Source organism: Aquicoccus sp. (assembly GCF_041686535.1).
In the GTDB taxonomy this organism is placed as follows: Bacteria; Pseudomonadota; Alphaproteobacteria; order Rhodobacterales; family Rhodobacteraceae; genus Aquicoccus.
The window spans coordinates 1-16,740 of the sequence record NZ_JAWLDS010000071.1 but is presented as its reverse complement, the minus strand read 5'-3'; the positions used below and the strand labels follow the sequence as shown (position 1 = coordinate 16,740).

At 59.1% G+C, this 16,740-nt stretch carries 17 protein-coding genes and 1 tRNA gene; 8 read left to right on the top strand and 10 right to left on the bottom strand.

Going from position 1 to position 16,740, the window contains the following annotated elements:
* Window positions 1–129 precede the first annotated feature (129 nt).
* Both ACESL9_RS13305 and ACESL9_RS13300 read right to left on the bottom strand, forming a co-directional pair.
* Window positions 130–205, bottom strand: a tRNA-Thr gene (locus tag ACESL9_RS13305).
* Window positions 206–252: 47 nt separating this feature from the next.
* Window positions 253–1,911 (bottom strand): ABC transporter permease, encoded by a 1,659-nt coding sequence (locus ACESL9_RS13300; protein ID WP_372614516.1) that lies wholly within the window; start codon window positions 1,909–1,911, stop codon window positions 253–255.
* 151 nt (window positions 1,912–2,062) lie between these two features.
* On the opposite strand from ACESL9_RS13300, the gene ACESL9_RS13295 reads away from it, so the two are divergent.
* Complete coding sequence (locus ACESL9_RS13295) at window positions 2,063–2,929, top strand: hypothetical protein (RefSeq protein ID WP_372674967.1); 867 nt, start codon at window positions 2,063–2,065, stop codon at window positions 2,927–2,929.
* Window positions 2,930–2,953: 24 nt separating this feature from the next.
* On the opposite strand, the gene ACESL9_RS13290 is transcribed toward ACESL9_RS13295, so the two are convergent.
* Entirely contained in the window at window positions 2,954–3,229 is a 276-nt protein-coding gene (locus tag ACESL9_RS13290) for a DUF2312 domain-containing protein (protein ID WP_372614512.1), read from the bottom strand.
* A gap of 140 nt (window positions 3,230–3,369) precedes the next feature.
* Here ACESL9_RS13290 and ACESL9_RS13285 point away from each other — a divergent pair, with 140 nt between their 5' ends.
* A complete protein-coding gene (locus ACESL9_RS13285; RefSeq protein ID WP_372674966.1) occupies window positions 3,370–3,585 on the top strand; it encodes a hypothetical protein in 216 nt (71 codons plus the stop codon).
* Here ACESL9_RS13285 and ACESL9_RS13280 read toward each other — a convergent pair.
* Genes ACESL9_RS13280 through ACESL9_RS13270 form a run of 3 tightly spaced genes read right to left on the bottom strand, consistent with a single transcriptional unit; the run spans window position 3,582 to window position 6,287 of the window.
* A complete protein-coding gene (locus ACESL9_RS13280) occupies window positions 3,582–5,642 on the bottom strand; it encodes an enoyl-CoA hydratase/isomerase family protein (protein WP_372614508.1) in 2,061 nt (686 codons plus the stop codon). The genes ACESL9_RS13285 and ACESL9_RS13280 overlap by 4 nt on opposite strands.
* 54 nt (window positions 5,643–5,696) lie before the next feature.
* Window positions 5,697–5,915: a hypothetical protein gene (locus ACESL9_RS13275; protein WP_372614507.1), complete on the bottom strand. Its 219-nt coding sequence runs from the start codon at window positions 5,913–5,915 to the stop codon at window positions 5,697–5,699.
* 48 nt (window positions 5,916–5,963) lie between these two features.
* Window positions 5,964–6,287 carry a TraR/DksA family transcriptional regulator gene (locus ACESL9_RS13270; protein WP_372614505.1) on the bottom strand — a complete coding sequence of 108 codons (324 nt, stop codon included), beginning with the start codon at window positions 6,285–6,287 and terminating at the stop codon, window positions 5,964–5,966.
* 165 nt (window positions 6,288–6,452) lie between these two features.
* Here ACESL9_RS13270 and ACESL9_RS13265 point away from each other — a divergent pair, with 165 nt between their 5' ends.
* Both ACESL9_RS13265 and ACESL9_RS13260 read left to right on the top strand, forming a co-directional pair.
* Entirely contained in the window at window positions 6,453–7,316 is an 864-nt protein-coding gene (locus ACESL9_RS13265; protein ID WP_372614503.1) for an MBL fold metallo-hydrolase, read from the top strand.
* 64 nt (window positions 7,317–7,380) lie between these two features.
* The gene (locus tag ACESL9_RS13260) at window positions 7,381–7,809 is read left to right on the top strand and encodes a TIGR01244 family sulfur transferase (RefSeq protein WP_372614501.1); all 429 of its coding nucleotides are present in this window, start codon (window positions 7,381–7,383) and stop codon (window positions 7,807–7,809) included.
* 38 nt (window positions 7,810–7,847) lie between these two features.
* Here ACESL9_RS13260 and ACESL9_RS13255 read toward each other — a convergent pair whose 3' ends face one another.
* The 4 genes from ACESL9_RS13255 to ACESL9_RS13240 form a co-directional block, all read right to left on the bottom strand.
* Window positions 7,848–9,008: a hypothetical protein gene (locus tag ACESL9_RS13255; RefSeq protein WP_372674965.1), complete on the bottom strand. Its 1,161-nt coding sequence runs from the start codon at window positions 9,006–9,008 to the stop codon at window positions 7,848–7,850.
* A gap of 122 nt (window positions 9,009–9,130) precedes the next feature.
* Window positions 9,131–11,812 (bottom strand): ATP-binding protein, encoded by a 2,682-nt coding sequence (locus ACESL9_RS13250; RefSeq protein ID WP_372614497.1) that lies wholly within the window; start codon window positions 11,810–11,812, stop codon window positions 9,131–9,133.
* A gap of 2 nt (window positions 11,813–11,814) precedes the next feature.
* A complete protein-coding gene (locus ACESL9_RS13245) occupies window positions 11,815–12,075 on the bottom strand; it encodes a hypothetical protein (protein ID WP_372614495.1) in 261 nt (86 codons plus the stop codon).
* Between the two features lie 50 nt (window positions 12,076–12,125).
* The gene (locus ACESL9_RS13240) at window positions 12,126–12,494 is read right to left on the bottom strand and encodes a response regulator transcription factor (RefSeq protein ID WP_372614493.1); all 369 of its coding nucleotides are present in this window, start codon (window positions 12,492–12,494) and stop codon (window positions 12,126–12,128) included.
* Between the two features lie 491 nt (window positions 12,495–12,985).
* On the opposite strand from ACESL9_RS13240, the gene ACESL9_RS13235 reads away from it, so the two are divergent.
* The 4 genes from ACESL9_RS13235 (at window position 12,986) to ACESL9_RS13220 (ending at window position 16,187) form a co-directional block, all read left to right on the top strand.
* Entirely contained in the window at window positions 12,986–13,258 is a 273-nt protein-coding gene (locus ACESL9_RS13235) for a hypothetical protein (protein ID WP_372674964.1), read from the top strand.
* 76 nt (window positions 13,259–13,334) lie between these two features.
* Complete coding sequence (gene acs, locus ACESL9_RS13230) at window positions 13,335–15,278, top strand: acetate--CoA ligase (RefSeq protein ID WP_372614489.1); 1,944 nt, start codon at window positions 13,335–13,337, stop codon at window positions 15,276–15,278.
* Between the two features lie 177 nt (window positions 15,279–15,455).
* Window positions 15,456–15,737: a glycine zipper 2TM domain-containing protein gene (locus ACESL9_RS13225; RefSeq protein WP_372614487.1), complete on the top strand. Its 282-nt coding sequence runs from the start codon at window positions 15,456–15,458 to the stop codon at window positions 15,735–15,737.
* Window positions 15,738–16,037: 300 nt separating this feature from the next.
* Window positions 16,038–16,187 (top strand): hypothetical protein, encoded by a 150-nt coding sequence (locus ACESL9_RS13220; RefSeq protein WP_372614485.1) that lies wholly within the window; start codon window positions 16,038–16,040, stop codon window positions 16,185–16,187.
* Window positions 16,188–16,740 lie beyond the last annotated feature (553 nt).

The window sequence follows — 16,740 nt, the reverse complement described above, 5'->3', positions numbered from 1 at the left end:
CCGGAAAGTGATCCGCGCTGGGTGCTTTGGGCGGTGACTGATAGCCAATTCGTCACCCCAATGTGCCCCAATTGTGCCCCGGAAAGAAAAAGGGGCTGGTGGAGACCCCCCCTTAGCCCCTGTTTTTAATGGTGCCCCCACACGGACTCGAACCGCGGACCTACTGATTACAAATCAGTTGCTCTACCAGCTGAGCTATAGGGGCACGGTGGTCCGCATACGAAATGCGACGCAAGCACGCAAGCCGGAAAATCACCTGTTCGCCCGCGCCAGCAATCCCACAGCAACCAACCCCACCCCTATGATCAAAACCGCCGCCGGCGCCGCGTTCCCTAGGTTTTCAAGGCTTGCCTCGTTGTGAACGCGCGTGGCGAGGGTGTCGAAGTTGAATGGCCGCAGCAAGAGCGTCGCCGGCAGTTCCTTGACGCAATCCACAAACACCAACAAAAGCGCCGAACCCACGGAACCTCGGATCAGTGGGTAATAAACCTCGTACAGTGTCTGCCCCTGCGACCGACCAAGCGAGCGCGCCGCCATGGGCAAACTCGGTGATACGCGCCCCATCGCGGCATCGGCCGCCCCTTGTGCGATTGCAAAAAAGCGCACCGAATAGGCCAGAACCAGCGCAAAGGCAGATCCGGTCATGACAAGCCCGATATCGTGTCCTGTCAGGGACTCCACCCTGTCCGCCAACCAGTTATCCATCGTCGCAAGGGGTATGAGAATTCCAACTGCAAGAACCGCCCCGGGCGCGGCATAGCCGATAGTTGTCACTGGCAACAGCTTTCGAGGCAGGCTTCGACCCGACAAGCGTACGCCGTAAACAAGAAACACACCGGCCAGAACCGTCACAACAGCCGCTGACCCGCCAACCGTCAGCGTATTGATAAGCGCGCCAAGCAGGGCCGGGTTGGACCATTGATCCGCATTTGCCAACGCGTGTTTCAGGATGACAGTTGCTGGAAGCAAGAATCCAACAGCAAATGGAATCAAGCACAACAAAAGCGCGGTCGCCGCCGTCCACCCCGTGAGCCTTTTTCGTACAACCGGACGATGCCGGGTAGAAAGATCAAAAAACCTGACCTTTCGGCGCGAAAGCCTTTCAAGCATGACCAATAAAATGACGATCGCAAGGACCACCGATGCAATTTGCGCAGCGCCCCCGGCATTGTTGCTCTCTAGCCAGACGTTGAAAATGCCGGCGGTCAGGGTCTGGATGGCAAAGAAATCGACCGTGCCGAAATCATTCACGGTCTCCATCATCACGATCGCCACACCTGCCGCGATCGCCGGACGCGCCATCGGCAGTCCAACCCGCCAGAAGCGTGACAGCGCCCCTGCCCCCAAGCTCATCGCGACTTCTTCGGAACTCCCCGACTGCTCCCGGAATGCCGCCCGTGAGAGCAAATAGACATACGGGTAGAGCGACGCACTCAATACGATGATCGCTGCGCCCATCGACCGGATCTCCGGAAACCAATAGTCCCGCGCCGATTGCCAGCCGAACAGCGCCCGCAAACCCGTCTGAACCGGCCCGGCATATTCCAGCAGGTCGACGAGTGCATAGGCGCCGACGTAGGCCGGAATTGCGAGCGGTAGCAACAACAACCACTCGAGCCAGCGGGACATCGGAAACCTGTAGCGCGAGATGATCCATGCCACACCGGTTCCCACAACCGCGGTAACCGCTCCGACCGCCCCCATCAGGACAAGCGTATTATGCATGTAGCGCGGCAGTGTCGTCGCCATCAGATGTGGCCAGATGTTATCATTCGGAAACAGCGCAAGCCACAAGACAGACGCAATCGGAGCGAGTACGATGATCGCGATCACCGTCGCCCCGACGGACCAAGGGTCCACCAGATCACGCCAATCACGCTCTTTGATTCCAGAAAGAGTCCCGGTGTACATTCTTGTCCTGTTGCCCGTTTTTGGTTCCATGGTCCAGAAAAGACCTTATAGTGCGACAAAACAGCGTGGGAAACTTCGGCTGTAACCTTGCGACTGTGCCCGGGCGATGGCATGTCCCACGCATACTGATACGAGGCGATGAATGCAGGTCATGTTTCACGCAGGCGTTCACTGCACCGACGATGATCGCGTGTTGAAATGCCTTTTGCGCAACCGAAGCGAATTCGCGGAAATCGGCTCGGTCGTTCCACCCCCAGGGCGCTATCGCAAGCTCATACACCAGACCCTTGTTGCCCTTACGAACGCCGAACCTGCACCGGATGCACGTGAGGTGCTGCTGGAAAACATACTTGAGGGCGATCATGCGGACAGGCTGCTGCTTTCCAACGAAAACCTGTTCTGCATTCCCAAGCTGGCGCTTTCAAACGGTGTGTTCTACCCCAATGCAGGAATGCGAATCGGACAACTGAAATCTCTGTTCAACGGCGACCAGATCGAGGTTTTCCTTGCCATCCGCAACCCCGCCACATTTCTTCCTGCGCTTTTCAACACTGCGCCGGTCGAGGATTTCGAAGAGTTGTTGCGCGGCAGTCAGCCGCATGAGCTTCTCTGGGCAGAGCTGATTTGGCGCATTCGCAATGAACACCCCGATGTGCCGCTGACTGTCTGGTGTAACGAAGACAGCCCGTTGATATGGGCGCAGATCATTCGTGAAATGGCAGGGTTGAGCCCGGGAAACACGATCAAGGGCGGCTTTGACCTGCTGTCCGAGATCATGACCCGTGACGGTATGAAACGATTCCGCGCCTATCTGGCCGAACACCCGACGATGACCGAAGTTCAGAAACGCCGGGTGATGGTCGCATTTCTCGACAAATTCGCGCGCGAGGACATGATCGAGGAAGAACTGGATTTGCCTGGCTGGACCATTGAACTCGTCGACGCGCTGACCGAAGCCTATGATGAGGATGTTTACGAGATCGCGCGCATTCCGGGGGTCAACTTCATCGCGCCTTGAATCAGTTTGCGAACACTTCGGGCCTCAGCGCATTCCAAGTGCTTCCTTGTACATGTCCAGCACCGCCTCTTCCTCGGCGATATCATCGGCATCGCGTTTGCGAAGTGCAATGACCTTGCGCATGACCTTGGTGTCATAGCCACGTGCCTTGGCCTCCGCCATCACCTCTTTCTGCTGATCAGCGATGTCCTTTTTCTCGGCCTCAAGCCGCTCGAAACGCTCGATGAACTGACGCAGTTCATTCGCCGTGACACGATAGGTCGAATCGTGATCGCTCTGCAAAGTGTCGTTGTCGGTCATGCTCGGGCCTCCTGACTTGCGGAAGGCACTGACTACCCCTCTCCCCCCAACCCCGCAAGAGGGTATCGCAACGTGATCTTGCGCTTTGCACCGCGATCCTTTAGCCGCGGGACATCGCATGTCAAACGAGAGCGAGCACGATGCAAATCCTGATCTGGACGGGCGCTGGTGTGACGTTGATCGGGCTGCTTGGACTCCTCTGGTGCATCATTCAGGCCGCGAACGCCAAGCGCGAGAAGCTGTCAGACGAAGCAATGCGCGCCCGCCTAGTCCGTCTCATGCCGATCAACCTCGCATCCCTGTCGATCGCGACCATCGGCCTGATTCTGGTAATCGTCGGCATCGTTCTGGCCTAATCGTCAAATCCGGTGCCGTTCTTGATCCTCTCGTCAAGTACCGGCGACAGGCTCCATAAGCGTGGACCGGACGAATTGAACGCCTGCAATGCCTTTCTGATCCGTACAAGGCCAACGGATTCGGCCCATTTCATCGGCCCCCCCGATGAACGCGGCATGCCAAGACCATGGATTGCAACCAGGTCAACGTACGGGCCGCGCGAGACCATACCACTCTCGAGCAATTCCAGCCCCAGGCTCACAAGAGACAGCAGGACACGCTGGCGGATCTCCTCGGCACCCGGTCCCTGCCCATCTGGCCCTGTCTTGCGCCAGCGTTCAATGATTGCTTCTGCTTGCGGATCGGCTTTGGCCGGTCCGCCATCAGCATCGTAAAGGAAAAAGCCTCGACCCGACGCAACTCCATTGCGCCCGACTGCAGTAAATGCCCTGTTCAGCAGGTCCTCGGGCTCTTGCCCCTCAATCGCGGTCAATCTGGCCGGCTGCGCAGCGAGTCCCTCACGATCCATCATCGTGAACGGTCCGGTTCGCCAACCGAGCGCCCGCTCGATCTGCCAGGGCGATGCACCGTGCCGCACACACCACTCTGCCGCCTCAAAGAACCTGGCCACCAATGCCTGAAAAAGACACCCGTTCTTCGGGGCGACAGGTATCATCACCTTGTTCATCGCGCGGATCAGCGCTTCACTCCGCAGAATTGTTTCTTCCGGCACGCCGCGCGGGACAACAAGCTCGGTCAGGCGGGCAGATGACGGTGGAGGCTGAAAGACGACACCGACCACCCGATCCGTGAAGAGGTGCGAAATGGCCTCTGCCCGCAGCCCCACATTCGATCCGAGCAGAACCGGGACATCTGGCTTGCTTGCCGAGCAGAGGCGCTTGCTGACTTCTTCCATATCAGAAAGTGGAAAGCCTCCGGCCTCGATGACAATGTCACCTCTGCCAACCACATCCACCATTCGCCCGCCGGTCAGCCTGGACAAACGCGCCTGCGCCCGTTCGATCGTCATCCGGTTAGCCATAACCTGCTGGGCGCTGAACTCCTCGATCTCCTTGATGAGCCGACCCGAACCTCCCTCCACCTGTTCGGCAAGATGAACGTGCGCACCGGCATCAAGACTGGCAAGCGCAAGCTCTCGGGCCATTCGGCTTTCCCCGAACACCACCACGTCCCTCGGCGCCGACTGCCTGGGTGCCAGATAGAACCCCTCCGCTTGCGCGACATGTACAAGCGCGGCAGCTCTCGAACTCTCCCGAACTGAATCGAACATGGATTTCTCGAAAGCCATCCCTGCATCGAAAGGCAACAATTGCGCCGCCTCGACACAATCAACAACCGCCTTTGCCTCGGGCGACAAATGCCCCCGGCGAGCCTCCGCAACTGCCTTCTGATATCGGATCGGATCCGACAGCCCCGCCGCGACAGCATCGGCCGTGCCGCCGCCAGTTCCGCCCCCGGCGACAAGATCACATGCCACGTTCTTCGCCTCACCAATGAGATGGGAGTCGACGATCCGATCGAAGAGTGGTGCGAGAACAGGATCTTCGGCGGGCATCAAGCGCCCCGAAAGCATAAGCTCAATGGCGGGTTTTGCCCCCAGAAATCTCGGAAGCCGCTGCGTCGCGCCCGCGTAAGGGCACAGCCCCCACCTGATTTCCCTGAAGCCGAGCTTGGTCCCGACATGTGCAACGCGCGCGTGAGCTGCCAATGCCAATGACAGCGCGCCGTCGCACACATCGCCCCTCAAGGCGCCGACAACCGGCATCTCGAAACAGGCTATTCGGGAACACAATTCGCCAAGCCTTTCGTCCGTCGGCCCGCGAATGATCTCGGACAAGGGTGGCCCGCCCGGGAACCCCTCATCCTCTCCCGCGATCACGATGGCGATGGCACCATCGGCTTGTGCCTGATCAAGGGCGCCATCAATTGCGTCAATCACGCACCGGTCCATCAAGCCGGGTGCCCTTGTCACGCGCAAGATCGCGATTTCGTCTTCAATTTCATATGAAAGGCACTGCGCCACAGATGGGCTCTTCCCGGGAATGTCTTTCGACAAATCTATTGGCAGCCCGCGCTTTCGTGCAAGTTCCGAGTCACGTAAAATCCGACTTTACACCGGCATGTTGTCAAACTGCGCCTCGATTCCTTCTTCCATCAGAAAATCATCAAGCAGGCGAACGCGTTTTGGCAGCTCCAGTCCAGCCTCGAGCATTCGCTCAACCAACATGTGCAAATCCTCTTGCAGCAGATGACGCTTTTCATCCGGAAGGCTCTCGATCCGCGATTCCAGCATCTCAAGTGATCGCTTCAATGAGACTTTCTGGCTCATGCCATGGCCTTTCACTCGGTCATGACACCCGTTCGCAAGCCGTCAGCATCACAGTGATGCAGCGCAGGTCTTGCAAAATGGCGTGTATGGCAAGACATCGAGCCGTGCCTCCGATATCTCTGCGCCGCATTTCGCACAGATCCCGTATTCTCCATCCCGCATCCTTTGAAGAGCGGCCCGGATACGCCTGATTTCTTCCTGACCGGCCAGCCCAAGCCCCTCAAGGACTTCGTCGTCCTCGCGTTCTGTCGCCAACTCTTCCCAGTCTTTCGACTGGTGCGCATCAAGCTCTTCCTCGATCGCATGCAATCTCTGGTCGAGTTCCGACAAGCGCGCCATCAGCAGCGCACGATACTTCGCATAGGACTTCATATGGTCGCACTCCTCCCTCGTTCAAATGCGAGAATCACACATTTGAGACCGATAATCATTGACACAAATCAAAGGCACGTCATCTGATACCCGGTTGAAACACATGCGAGAAACTACATATTAAAACAAGTCCACGGCAAGCAAACCGTAACCAAAGGAGTCACCATGTCACCCGATGTGAAAGCCTTTTTCGACGATGCCACGAATACGATTTCCTACGTTGTGCGCGACCCGAACGGGTCATCCTGCGCCATTATCGACTCCGTTCTTGATTTCGATTACGCCTCCGGTCGAACGGACACGGCTTCGGCAGATCGGATCATTGATTGGGTGAGGCAGAAGGATCTGACGGTGGAATGGTTGCTGGAAACCCATGTGCACGCCGATCATCTTTCGGCAGCTCCCTACATCCAGCAGGCTCTGGGAGGCAAGATCGGAATAGGAGACCGTATAAGAGTCGTTCAAGATACCTTCGGCAAGGTTTTCAACGAAGGCACGGAATTCGAGCGGGATGGTTCGCAGTTCGATCAGCTCTTTTCCGAAGGCGACAGCTTCATGATCGGGCAACTGCGCGGCGACGTGCTGCATACGCCGGGCCACACCCCGGCCTGCCTGACCTATGTCATTGGCGATGCAGCCTTTGTTGGCGATACGCTTTTCATGCCCGATTTCGGCACAGCGCGGTGTGATTTTCCCGGCGGCTCCTCACAAGTTCTTTATGAATCCGTTCAGAAGATCCTGATATTGCCAGATGCAACTCGAATTTTCGTTGGCCACGACTACAAGGCGCCAGGTCGCGATGAGTATGCATGGGAAACAACCGTCGGCGAACAGAAAGCTCGAAACATCCATGTCGGCGATGGCAGGTCAAAGGATGAGTTCGTGAAGATGCGCGACGAGCGTGACGCAACTTTGCCCATGCCGAAACTGATCATTCCGTCCCTTCAGGTAAACATGCGCGCAGGCCGTATGCCGGAACCGGACGCGAAAGGCGACGTGTTCCTCAAAGTGCCGGTCAACAAGCTTTGAGAACTCTAATGACCAATGCACCAGGCGCTGGACAGCGTCATGGCACCTGAATAAAGAGCGCAATATGGATATTCGCACACTGACGCCTCGATACGCGGTGAGCCCACAGGTCTCCGCCTCCGATGCCACAGAAATCGCGGAAGCCGGTTTCACGACCGTGATTTGCAATCGGCCAGATGAGGAGGTCTCAGAAGATCAACGCGCGGAAGCAATCGGCGAGGCGATGCGTGCGGCCGGGCTGGACTTCCACGTTTTGCCCGTCGGCAATCAAGGAATGTCCGGCGAGTTGATCGCGGCTCAGCGTGATCTGATCGCTTCCTCCACCGGCCCGGTTTTGGCCTATTGCAATTCAGGTACGCGCTCGACATTCGTCTGGGCCCTCGGGCAGGCGGGCAGAATGCCTGTCGACCAGATCATCGAGATCGCCGCCGGCGCTGGCTACAACATCACCCAGCTTGCGCCCCATCTCGAGCGGGGCTTGCCATCGTCCTGACACGTCAGTGGTGTTTCGCGACGCGATTCTGCTGCAATTCAGGAAAACTCGGGCAGATCGCTCAGATCCGGCAAATCTGATACCTGATCGCCAGTTTCTGGCGATGTCGAGGACAGGTCATGCGTGGCTGCGTCATCCCGCGGTTGCAGTTTCGTGGAAGCCTCGTGATCCTGCGAAAGATCCATCCCTTGTGCGCTCATTTCGTGCCAATGCGCAGGCATCGAGGCCTCAGTGGCAGGGGGCACGTCGGAAACTTGCCTTGTTCCCGTCGCCAGTTCGGACCCGCGTTCGCGTTGCATTTCATGCGCATTCACACGAACAGCGCGAAAGCCATTTCTTTGCCCCAGTTGGAACGACCCGGGAAGGCAATCCGTTTGCGTGTGCAACTGCACCCTGGAAAGCGCATCTTTCGGAAACTCGAGGACATCCCCGACCGCAAGAGCCCTAATCGCTGGCAAGGGCATCGCATATCGCCACAGTACCGCGTCCAGACTGACTTCAGCGCCCATCAAGCTGCCTTGCTCCTTGAACCCGGCTTGCTGCTCACGGTCCGCTTGACGGGTGTCGGACCCTTGCGCGCCACCAGAAGCGCCAGCGATCGCGGTGTGTGATTGCAAGGGAAGCGCCAGGACCATTTCGCCATGCTTGGCACCGTCGCTCAACTCGACATCGAGTCTGAACAAGTGGAATTCCGGCGCCTGCAACAACAATCCAAGCATTCTGACGCGGTCGATCCGCGCACCGAACCGGAAACCCCGGACCGGGATGTCGTCGTCGTGCGGGACAAGCTCGTCGCTCATCGCGGATAATGTCAGGTCGATCAAAGGCGCGAAAAGTGCCGCGTCGATCTGGGTCGGTTCGCGTGTCTCGCTGGGCCTTGGGAGTACGCGGCCCAGTGTCTGACACTCGACAAGCGCGCCGAGAAAGGGCATGTCGATGGCCGAAACACCAACCGCGCCATCCGACCCATCGAGCACCGTAATCAACCACTCATCATTGATCTGCTCGAGAACCATCTCCTGCGTGACGCGGCCAACCTGAACTCCGGTGACCACCAAGGGCAGGTCGAACAGCTTCTCGGCCGCGCGCGCCAGTGCAAGCCGCACCGCCCGCGCCGGGGTCATGACCCGGGCCTCATAGCCGCTGCGCCCACTTCTGGCCTTTCGCCGCAGTACCCCATGTGCGTCGCTTGCGATCATGTCCTGCTTCCCGGCATGTTGCGAGATGTGCAGCCAACCTAAGATGGCGTGAGTTACCAATCTGTTATCGAAAGAGCATCGACCGCAATAAATGTCGTTGAACCACGGCTCTTTCGCCCCGGTCACGCGCTCGTGGCCAATGCCTCCGCCGGCAGACTGACGCGGAACGCAGCTCCGCGCTGTCCCGGCAAGTAGGTGATCTGCCCCCCGAGACGCATCATTATCTCGCGGCAGATGGCAAGACCAAGACCCGCGCCACCGGCATCATGGTCACTGACCCTTGCGAACTTCTCGAACACCATTTCCTGCCTGTCATGCGGGATTCCCGATCCGTTATCCACGACATCCACGTCGATCCCACCACCCAGTCCGGGTTTGACCAGAATTCGCAGTTCGGGTTGCGGCGAATCGCAATATTTCTGCGCATTCGCGATCAGATTTATGAAGACCTGCGCGAGCCTGTCGAGATCGGTCCAGAGCCCGACCTCTTCGTTTTCGGGATCGCGCCTGATCGGCAATATCCCGGCTCCGCCGGCCGCTGCCACGGCATGATCGAGCACGTCCCTGAGCGTCCCATGTTCCATGTTCATGTTGATCTGCCCGCTTTCCAAGACGCTCAAGTTCAGCAGGTCGTCAAGCAGACGGGTCAGTCGCACCGCCTCATTGTGGATGATTGACGCGTACTTGGCCTTTTCCGCCGGCTTCAAGTCATCCGAATCCCGAAGGATCTCCGAAAAGGCCCGGATCGACGTCATCGGCGTGCGAAGCTCGTGGCTGATCTGGCTAAGAAAGGCATCCTTCTGAACCGACATCGCGGTCAGCTTTTCATTGGCTTCGCGCAATTGCCGTGCCGTGCGCGTCAGCTCCTTCGATTTGCTCTCGAGTTGGGTGGAGTACTCCATGATCTGCGCTGTTTCATCCGCCACGGCCATGAGGTCGTTGACCGACACACTGGCACCGCCAACGATCTGCCCCACCATGGCATGGGCCGTTGCCGCACCGACCGACCCGGAGAGCTCGCGTTCCAATTCGTTCAGAAAATCAGGTTCGGGCTCGGGAAGATACCCGGCAAGGCCCTGTTTGGCGGCTGCACGCCTGAAAAGAACCTGTGCCTCGGCAGGTCCAAGAATCCGCTGCGCCATGACCAGCAGGTCCTCACTCTGCGCGGCACCACCCGACCAGCTTTGCGGACGCGCCGAGTGCAGGAAAACATCGACGAACTGCGCCCCCTGCAGCCGTTCAAGCGGTGACGGGAAACTGCCAAGGGATACCAACACGAAAACCAGTGTATTGAGTGACATCGACCAAAGGATCGTGTGCACCAACGGATCCAGCCCGTCGATTCCGAAAAGCGCATGGGGCCGTAACCAGCTCAATCCCCATGGCCCCGCGTCGAGAACGTGGGACGACAGGATCTCTCCCGAGCCGAAACTGGGGAGAAACATGCTCCACGTCCAGACGCTGAAACCCGTGACAAGACCGGAAACGGCGCCTGCCCCTGTCGCACCGCGCCAGAACAATCCCCCCAGCATGACCGGCAAGAACTGTGCGACGCCGGCAAAGGCAACCAGACCGATCGCGGCAAGGGCCGCCCCACCGCCAGAAAACCGATAATAGATATACCCCAGCAAAACCACGACGGCGATCGCAACGCGGCGCGACATAAGCACAAGTGTCCGCACATCTCCTGACATGCTGGCCCCACCATGGGCGACACGCAGCCAGATCGGCATGACGATATGGTTCGAAAGCATCGTCGAAAGTGCAATGGCCGCCACGATCACCATTGAAGTTGCCGAGCTGAAGCCCCCCAGAAACGACAGCATCGCGAGTCCGGTCTGACCTTGTGACAAGGGAACCGTCAGAACGAAAAGATCGGGGTTCGCATCTTGCGGCAGGTGCGTCAGGCCGGCCACCGCGATCGGAACGACGAACAGGCTCATCAACATCAGGTAGGTGGGAAACGCCCATGACGCCAGCCGCAGATGGTCCTCATTGTCATTCTCGACAACCAGGACCTGGAACATGCGCGGCAAGGTCAGGAAGGCCGCCGCCGAAAGAAAAATCAACCCGGCCCAGCGTCCACCCTGCATTTGCCAGGTGCCGATATCGCTGGCGTCGATCCGCTCGAGCATGGCGCCAACGCCGCCACTCATCCCCCAGACAACGAAGACACCAACGGCCAACAGCGCGAAAAGCTTGACAACGGCTTCAACTGCGATCGCTATCACGACTCCGTGGTGCCGCTCGTTCGCATCAAGGTTGCGGGTCCCGAACAGGATCGTGAAAAGTGCCAGTCCCACTGCCACCCAGAGCGCCGTCCAGCGGCTGTTGCCGGCGCCACCAAGCTCAGTCGTGTCCGCAAAGGCCGCAAAGGACAGCGTCACCGATTGGAGCTGCAACGCGATATAGGGCGTAGTGCCGACGACTGCCATGGTCGTGACCAGAATTGCCAATATGGTCGATTTTCCGTACCGGCTTGAAATCAGGTCCGCGACCGACGTGACACGTTGTGCCCGACCGACACGGACCATCTTGCGCAACACCCACCACCAACCCACCATGATCAACGTCGGCCCGATATAGATGGTCAGGTATTCGAGCCCTGAACGCGCCGCATAGCCAACGGCCCCGTAAAAGGTCCAGGCCGTGCAATATATCGACAGTGACAGAGTGTAGACGACCGGCGATCGAAGCCACCTGACCCGCCCGCGCAAGGCGGCCCGCTCGGCCATGAAGGCGACACCGAAGAGAAATGCGACATAGGCGAGGCAAACGGCAACAAGAACATTGAGAGTCGCCATGGTCAAAGCCTCTTCGTCAGTCCATTCTCCTGGACAGGGTCATCTGTGTCCGAGTTGAGCCGCGCAACCAGGACGGCCAGAAATCCCGCTGCACTCACGAGCATCAGCCAGACACCGAAGACATAAAGGATGGCATGGGACATCGGAGTCTCGTCTGCCCGCGCATTCCACAAGAGTGGCAGGAACCAAAGTCCCAAACCCAGCAATGGCAGGAATCGAATTGCATCGATCAGCCGCCGTCTTGGATATTTGGAGCGCTCCATGAAGGCCGAAACACGCCTGTGCCTGCCCCCCTCACCTTGCTCTGCACCGCTCACGACACCACCAGCGATCGAACGGCCTCGAGCATATCGACATTCGAAAACGGCTTTGTCATGAATCGACTCGCACCCATTTCCTCCGCCATTTCCCTGTTCCCGTCCTGACCGTGCGCCGTCAGCACCAGGACCGGCAATTCCCGCGTTTTCGGCTCCGAACGCAGACTGCTAAGGATATCATAACCACTCGCGCCCGGCAGCATCACATCAAGTATGATGACATCAGGCTGCGTTTCCATGATCCGGGCCAGAGCGGTCTGCCCATTCGCGTGCGTGCTCACCTTCCAGCCATCACGCGACAGGATGAAGCTGATCGCCTCGACAATGTTCGGTTCATCCTCGATCAGCAGGACGGATTTGCCCATTCCCCGGTCTTCCTCCCCATGGAGCCTAATCGCAGGCTCGCCCTACAGTTATCCCCAAACTGCCGGCCCAAGTCAAAACCCATCGGCCACCACGGATCGTTTGACCCCGGACCGAGACCCCGGTCGCGCAGACCGACGATGGTTCGGGCTGGCGCAGCGCCGCGGCCGATTGAAACCAACCGTTGCATTCAGATATTTCTTGTTGTCGCCACGAAACCGCTCGGTTCGCAATGCAATTTCGTGACACGGCATATTGTCCAGAAGCGCCAAACATCGAATGGCGCTCAAGCACCACATGCAAAATCACTCCAATACCCCGGCAATTCCGGTCAGGGGACAGTTCATCCATGGATCATTCTCCAGTGAGGATTCTGAATGCCGCGAGGTCGCTTTGGCCGGTTCGACCGTCTTTGCGCGCTCTTGCCGAGGCGGACCGAACGGCACAAGCAGGCGGGCATCACGCTTTCAGCGGACGAACAGCAATGTTGGCCGTGACACGGGCGCTTGCCCACCATGTCATGGCACGCCCTTCGAATGGACCCTGTAAACGCCTCGCCCCTGTAATCGTTGATGAATTCTGGAAAACCCCGCGCATCATCAACGCGCAGGGCATCACCACCGTGAACGCCAACAGAGGTGCGGTTCGCGCACGTGATCCGGCAGTTCTCGCAGCGATGACCGACATCACATTCATCGTTTTCGACGGCTCGGTAATCGAAGTGCTTGAAAATGAAAGCCTGCGGGCCGAGTATCAAGCCATCTGAGCCTGAACGCCCGCTGTCGCGTGCTTGACGACGGTGGGCAGAAATCCACATTTGAGACCAGAGAACAAGGCCTGTCATGACCGAGATCAAGACCTACCCGCCCGCCACCGACTTCGTGAAGAATGCACATGTCGACGCAGCGAAATACAACTCCATGTACGAGGCGTCGATCACCGATCCTGAAGGCTTCTGGTCGGAACAGGCCAAGCGCCTGACCTGGGCCAAGCCGCCGACGAAGATCAAGAACACGACATTCGCGCACCCCGATGTCTCGATCAAATGGTTCGAAGACGGTGAATTGAATGTCGCGACCAACTGCGTCGACCGTCATGTCGAAACCCGCCCCGATCAGACCGCAATCATCTGGGAAAGCGATGATCCGTCCGTTTCGAAACACATTACCTATCTCGAACTCAGCGAGCAGGTGAACAAGCTGGCGAATGTCTATAAGTCGCTCGGCATCGGCAAGGGCGACCGCGTCGTGCTCTACATGCCGATGATTCCAGAGGCCGCCTATGCCATGCTGGCCTGTGCCCGCATCGGAGCGGTGCATTCCATCGTCTTCGCCGGCTTCAGCCCCGAGGCACTGGCCGCGCGCGTCGACGGCTGCAAGGCATCGCTCATCGTCACCGCCGACGAGGCCCCCCGCGGCGGCCGCAATACACCGCTCAAGGCCAATGTCGACAAGGCGCTCGCCATTTGCGGTGACGTCAGAACGCTTGTCGTCGAACGCACCGGCGCCGATGTCAATATGGTCGAGGGGCGCGACCACGCCTATCACACGCTCATGGCCCATGCCTCGACCGACTGCCGGGCCGAACCGATAAATGCCGAGGACCCGCTCTTCATCCTCTACACCTCCGGCTCCACCGGCGCGCCCAAGGGCGTGCTGCACACGTCCGGCGGCTACCTGCTCTGGGCAGCCATGACCCATGAGATCGTTTTCGACTATCACGAGGGCGATATCTTCTGGTGCACCGCCGATGTTGGCTGGGTGACGGGTCATTCCTACATCGTCTATGGCCCGCTTGCCAACGGCGCCACCACGCTCATGTTCGAGGGCGTGCCGACCTGGCCCGATGTCGGCCGCTTCTGGGCGGTCTGCGAAAAGCACAAGGTCAACCAGTTCTATACCGCACCCACCGCCATCCGCGCGCTCATGGCGCATGGCGAGGAGCCCGTCGAGAAGCACGACCTTTCTTCGCTCAAGGTACTGGGCACCGTGGGCGAGCCGATCAATCCCGAGGCCTGGAACTGGTATAACGAAACAGTGGGCAAGGGCACCTGCCCCATCGTCGATACCTGGTGGCAGACCGAAACCGGCGGCCACATGCTAACTCCCATTCCCGGTGCGATTCCCGCGAAACCGGGTTCGGCCGCGCTCCCCTTCTTCGGCGTCCAGCCAGTGATCCTCGATCCTCAGACAGGCGAGGAAGTCACCACGACCGAGGCAGAGGGCGTGCTTTGCATGAAAGACAGCTGGCCCGGCCAGATGCGCAGCGTCTACGGCGATCACGACCGCTTCGTGAAAACCTATTTCTCCGACTACAAGGGCTACTATTTCTCGGGTGACGGCTGCCGCCGCGATGCCGATGGCTATTACTGGATCACTGGCCGGGTCGATGACGTGATCAATGTCTCTGGCCACCGCATGGGCACGGCAGAGGTTGAATCCGCGCTTGTCGCCCACCCCGCCGTATCCGAGGCCGCCGTGGTCGGTTTCCCTCACGATATCAAGGGACAAGGCATCTACTGTTACGTCACCCTGATGGACGGCGAGGAATATACCGACGAACTGCGCAAGGAACTGCGGGACTGGGTGCGCAAGGAAATCGGCCCCATCGCCTCGCCCGACCATATCCAGTGGGCGCCCGGGCTTCCCAAGACCCGCTCGGGCAAGATCATGCGCCGCATCCTGCGCAAGATCGCCGAAAACGACCATGGCGCGCTTGGCGATACATCGACGCTGGCAGATCCTTCCGTGGTCGAGGATCTGATCGAGAACCGGATGAACAAGTAGGCGATTGCACAGCTTCGGAACAGGACGCCTCCGCCCGCACAGGCGGGGGCCGCGACGGCCGGCAAACTTTCGCCGATCCATCCCCCGCAACACGGCTGGCCCTGTTCTATCCCGCTGCATGCCATAGAGTCATGGCAACATTGGCACCCACATGGTGCCATGTATCTGGAGGATTTGATGAATAAGATCATACTTTCGCTCGCCCTTGTCGGCAGCATGACGCTTTCCGCCTGCATGCAGATGAGCGAGTCGGACAGGCGCGATGTCGGTGGCGCCACGGTTGGTGGCGCGGTCGGGCTCATTACGGCCAAGGCACTTGACGCAAATTCCAACTGGACCGTCCTCTCGACTCTGGCAGGCGCCGCCGCCGGGGTCATGGTTGCTCGCAACCAGGAAACCGGCGAATGTGCCTATTCCAATGGTGATGGCACCTATCGCACAGGCCCATGCCCGAGCTGATCAGCAGATCAGGTCATTTGGATTTTAAGAACACCACGCGGCTAGCTTAACCGCGTGGTAACTTTCTCCGAGCAGCTTGAAGGTCGGTGGGGCTCCCTCCTGGAGGACTCGGAAAATGTCCCCGATTGATATGCTCGGCATCGGCAACACCGCCAGCGGGCCATTGTTCAGCATTCGCAACCTGGCAGCCGTCAAGGCACGCAAAAGGCCGTCGCCATAAAGCCTTCGACCACCGAACACCCCGGCGCACCGGTCGAGAAAGCGCGTGCCGTCCTCCAGAACGGGGCCGGCACCAGATCAATGTTGACCCCAAACCCAGCCCCGGGCTATCAGCCGGAGAAAATCGATATTCCGGCCCCGCAGATGACCGCGATCCTGCTGCACGAGTTGCGCCTGCAAAAGGAACTCGCCAACCTGCAGGCCAGAAAGCACGACACACCCAACGCGTGATTGCCGCCCTCGGCCTTTCGGCTAAAGCGTTTTGCGCTCAGGTGGATTCATGTATTCGGACAACCGATCGAGGCAGCGTTTGCAAAGCATAACGCGTTCGATCCGTTGTCCGGATGCGATTATGCGCAACACGCTTTAAGGCATGTTGCGTCGAATGGGATTATGCCGACGCCCAACGAAAGGGCAGCGCCCAGCCCGGGGTGGGGCGGGCGCTGCCCGGGCTGCAAGCAGCCCGGGCGAAATGAATTCGATTGAGCGCAACATCCTCTAAAGCTCAACTCCGGAGGACCCTGCCGCGCTCAAGTCGCATTGGCGCAGCATGGGTCATCCTGTATGCCGGCACCATCCTATTGCGCGGTCCAGCCTCCGTCGATCGGGATCACGGTTCCGGTCACGTTATGTGCCACCGGGGCGCAACGCCAAAGCGCCAGCGCCCCGATCTCCGCCGGGTCGGACGTCCGCCGCGAAGGCTGTTCTCCGCCAGAATATCGGCGACCCCCTTGTCACGGTCTCCCCCGAATCGCGCCGCCCGCTCTTTGACCTGCGGTTCGAT

Excerpts from the sequence above, each read along its gene's own strand:
- ACESL9_RS13290 (WP_372614512.1), bottom strand. The coding sequence starts at position 3,229 with ATGACCGACAACGACACTTTGCAGAGCGATCACGATTCGACCTATCGT.
- ACESL9_RS13265 (WP_372614503.1), top strand. The coding sequence starts at position 6,453 with ATGTCACCCGATGTGAAAGCCTTTTTCGACGATGCCACGAATACGATT.
- ACESL9_RS13255 (WP_372674965.1), bottom strand. The coding sequence starts at position 9,008 with ATGATCGCAAGCGACGCACATGGGGTACTGCGGCGAAAGGCCAGAAGT.
- ACESL9_RS13285 (WP_372674966.1), top strand. The coding sequence starts at position 3,370 with ATGCAAATCCTGATCTGGACGGGCGCTGGTGTGACGTTGATCGGGCTG.
- ACESL9_RS13225 (WP_372614487.1), top strand. The coding sequence starts at position 15,456 with ATGAATAAGATCATACTTTCGCTCGCCCTTGTCGGCAGCATGACGCTT.
- ACESL9_RS13270 (WP_372614505.1), bottom strand. The coding sequence starts at position 6,287 with ATGAAGTCCTATGCGAAGTATCGTGCGCTGCTGATGGCGCGCTTGTCG.
- ACESL9_RS13240 (WP_372614493.1), bottom strand. The coding sequence starts at position 12,494 with ATGGGCAAATCCGTCCTGCTGATCGAGGATGAACCGAACATTGTCGAG.
- ACESL9_RS13245 (WP_372614495.1), bottom strand. The coding sequence starts at position 12,075 with ATGGAGCGCTCCAAATATCCAAGACGGCGGCTGATCGATGCAATTCGA.
- ACESL9_RS13250 (WP_372614497.1), bottom strand. The coding sequence starts at position 11,812 with ATGGCGACTCTCAATGTTCTTGTTGCCGTTTGCCTCGCCTATGTCGCA.
- ACESL9_RS13295 (WP_372674967.1), top strand. The coding sequence starts at position 2,063 with ATGTTTCACGCAGGCGTTCACTGCACCGACGATGATCGCGTGTTGAAA.
- ACESL9_RS13260 (WP_372614501.1), top strand. The coding sequence starts at position 7,381 with ATGGATATTCGCACACTGACGCCTCGATACGCGGTGAGCCCACAGGTC.
- ACESL9_RS13220 (WP_372614485.1), top strand. The coding sequence starts at position 16,038 with ATGTTGACCCCAAACCCAGCCCCGGGCTATCAGCCGGAGAAAATCGAT.
- acs (WP_372614489.1), top strand. The coding sequence starts at position 13,335 with ATGACCGAGATCAAGACCTACCCGCCCGCCACCGACTTCGTGAAGAAT.
- ACESL9_RS13300 (WP_372614516.1), bottom strand. The coding sequence starts at position 1,911 with ATGTACACCGGGACTCTTTCTGGAATCAAAGAGCGTGATTGGCGTGAT.
- ACESL9_RS13275 (WP_372614507.1), bottom strand. The coding sequence starts at position 5,915 with ATGAGCCAGAAAGTCTCATTGAAGCGATCACTTGAGATGCTGGAATCG.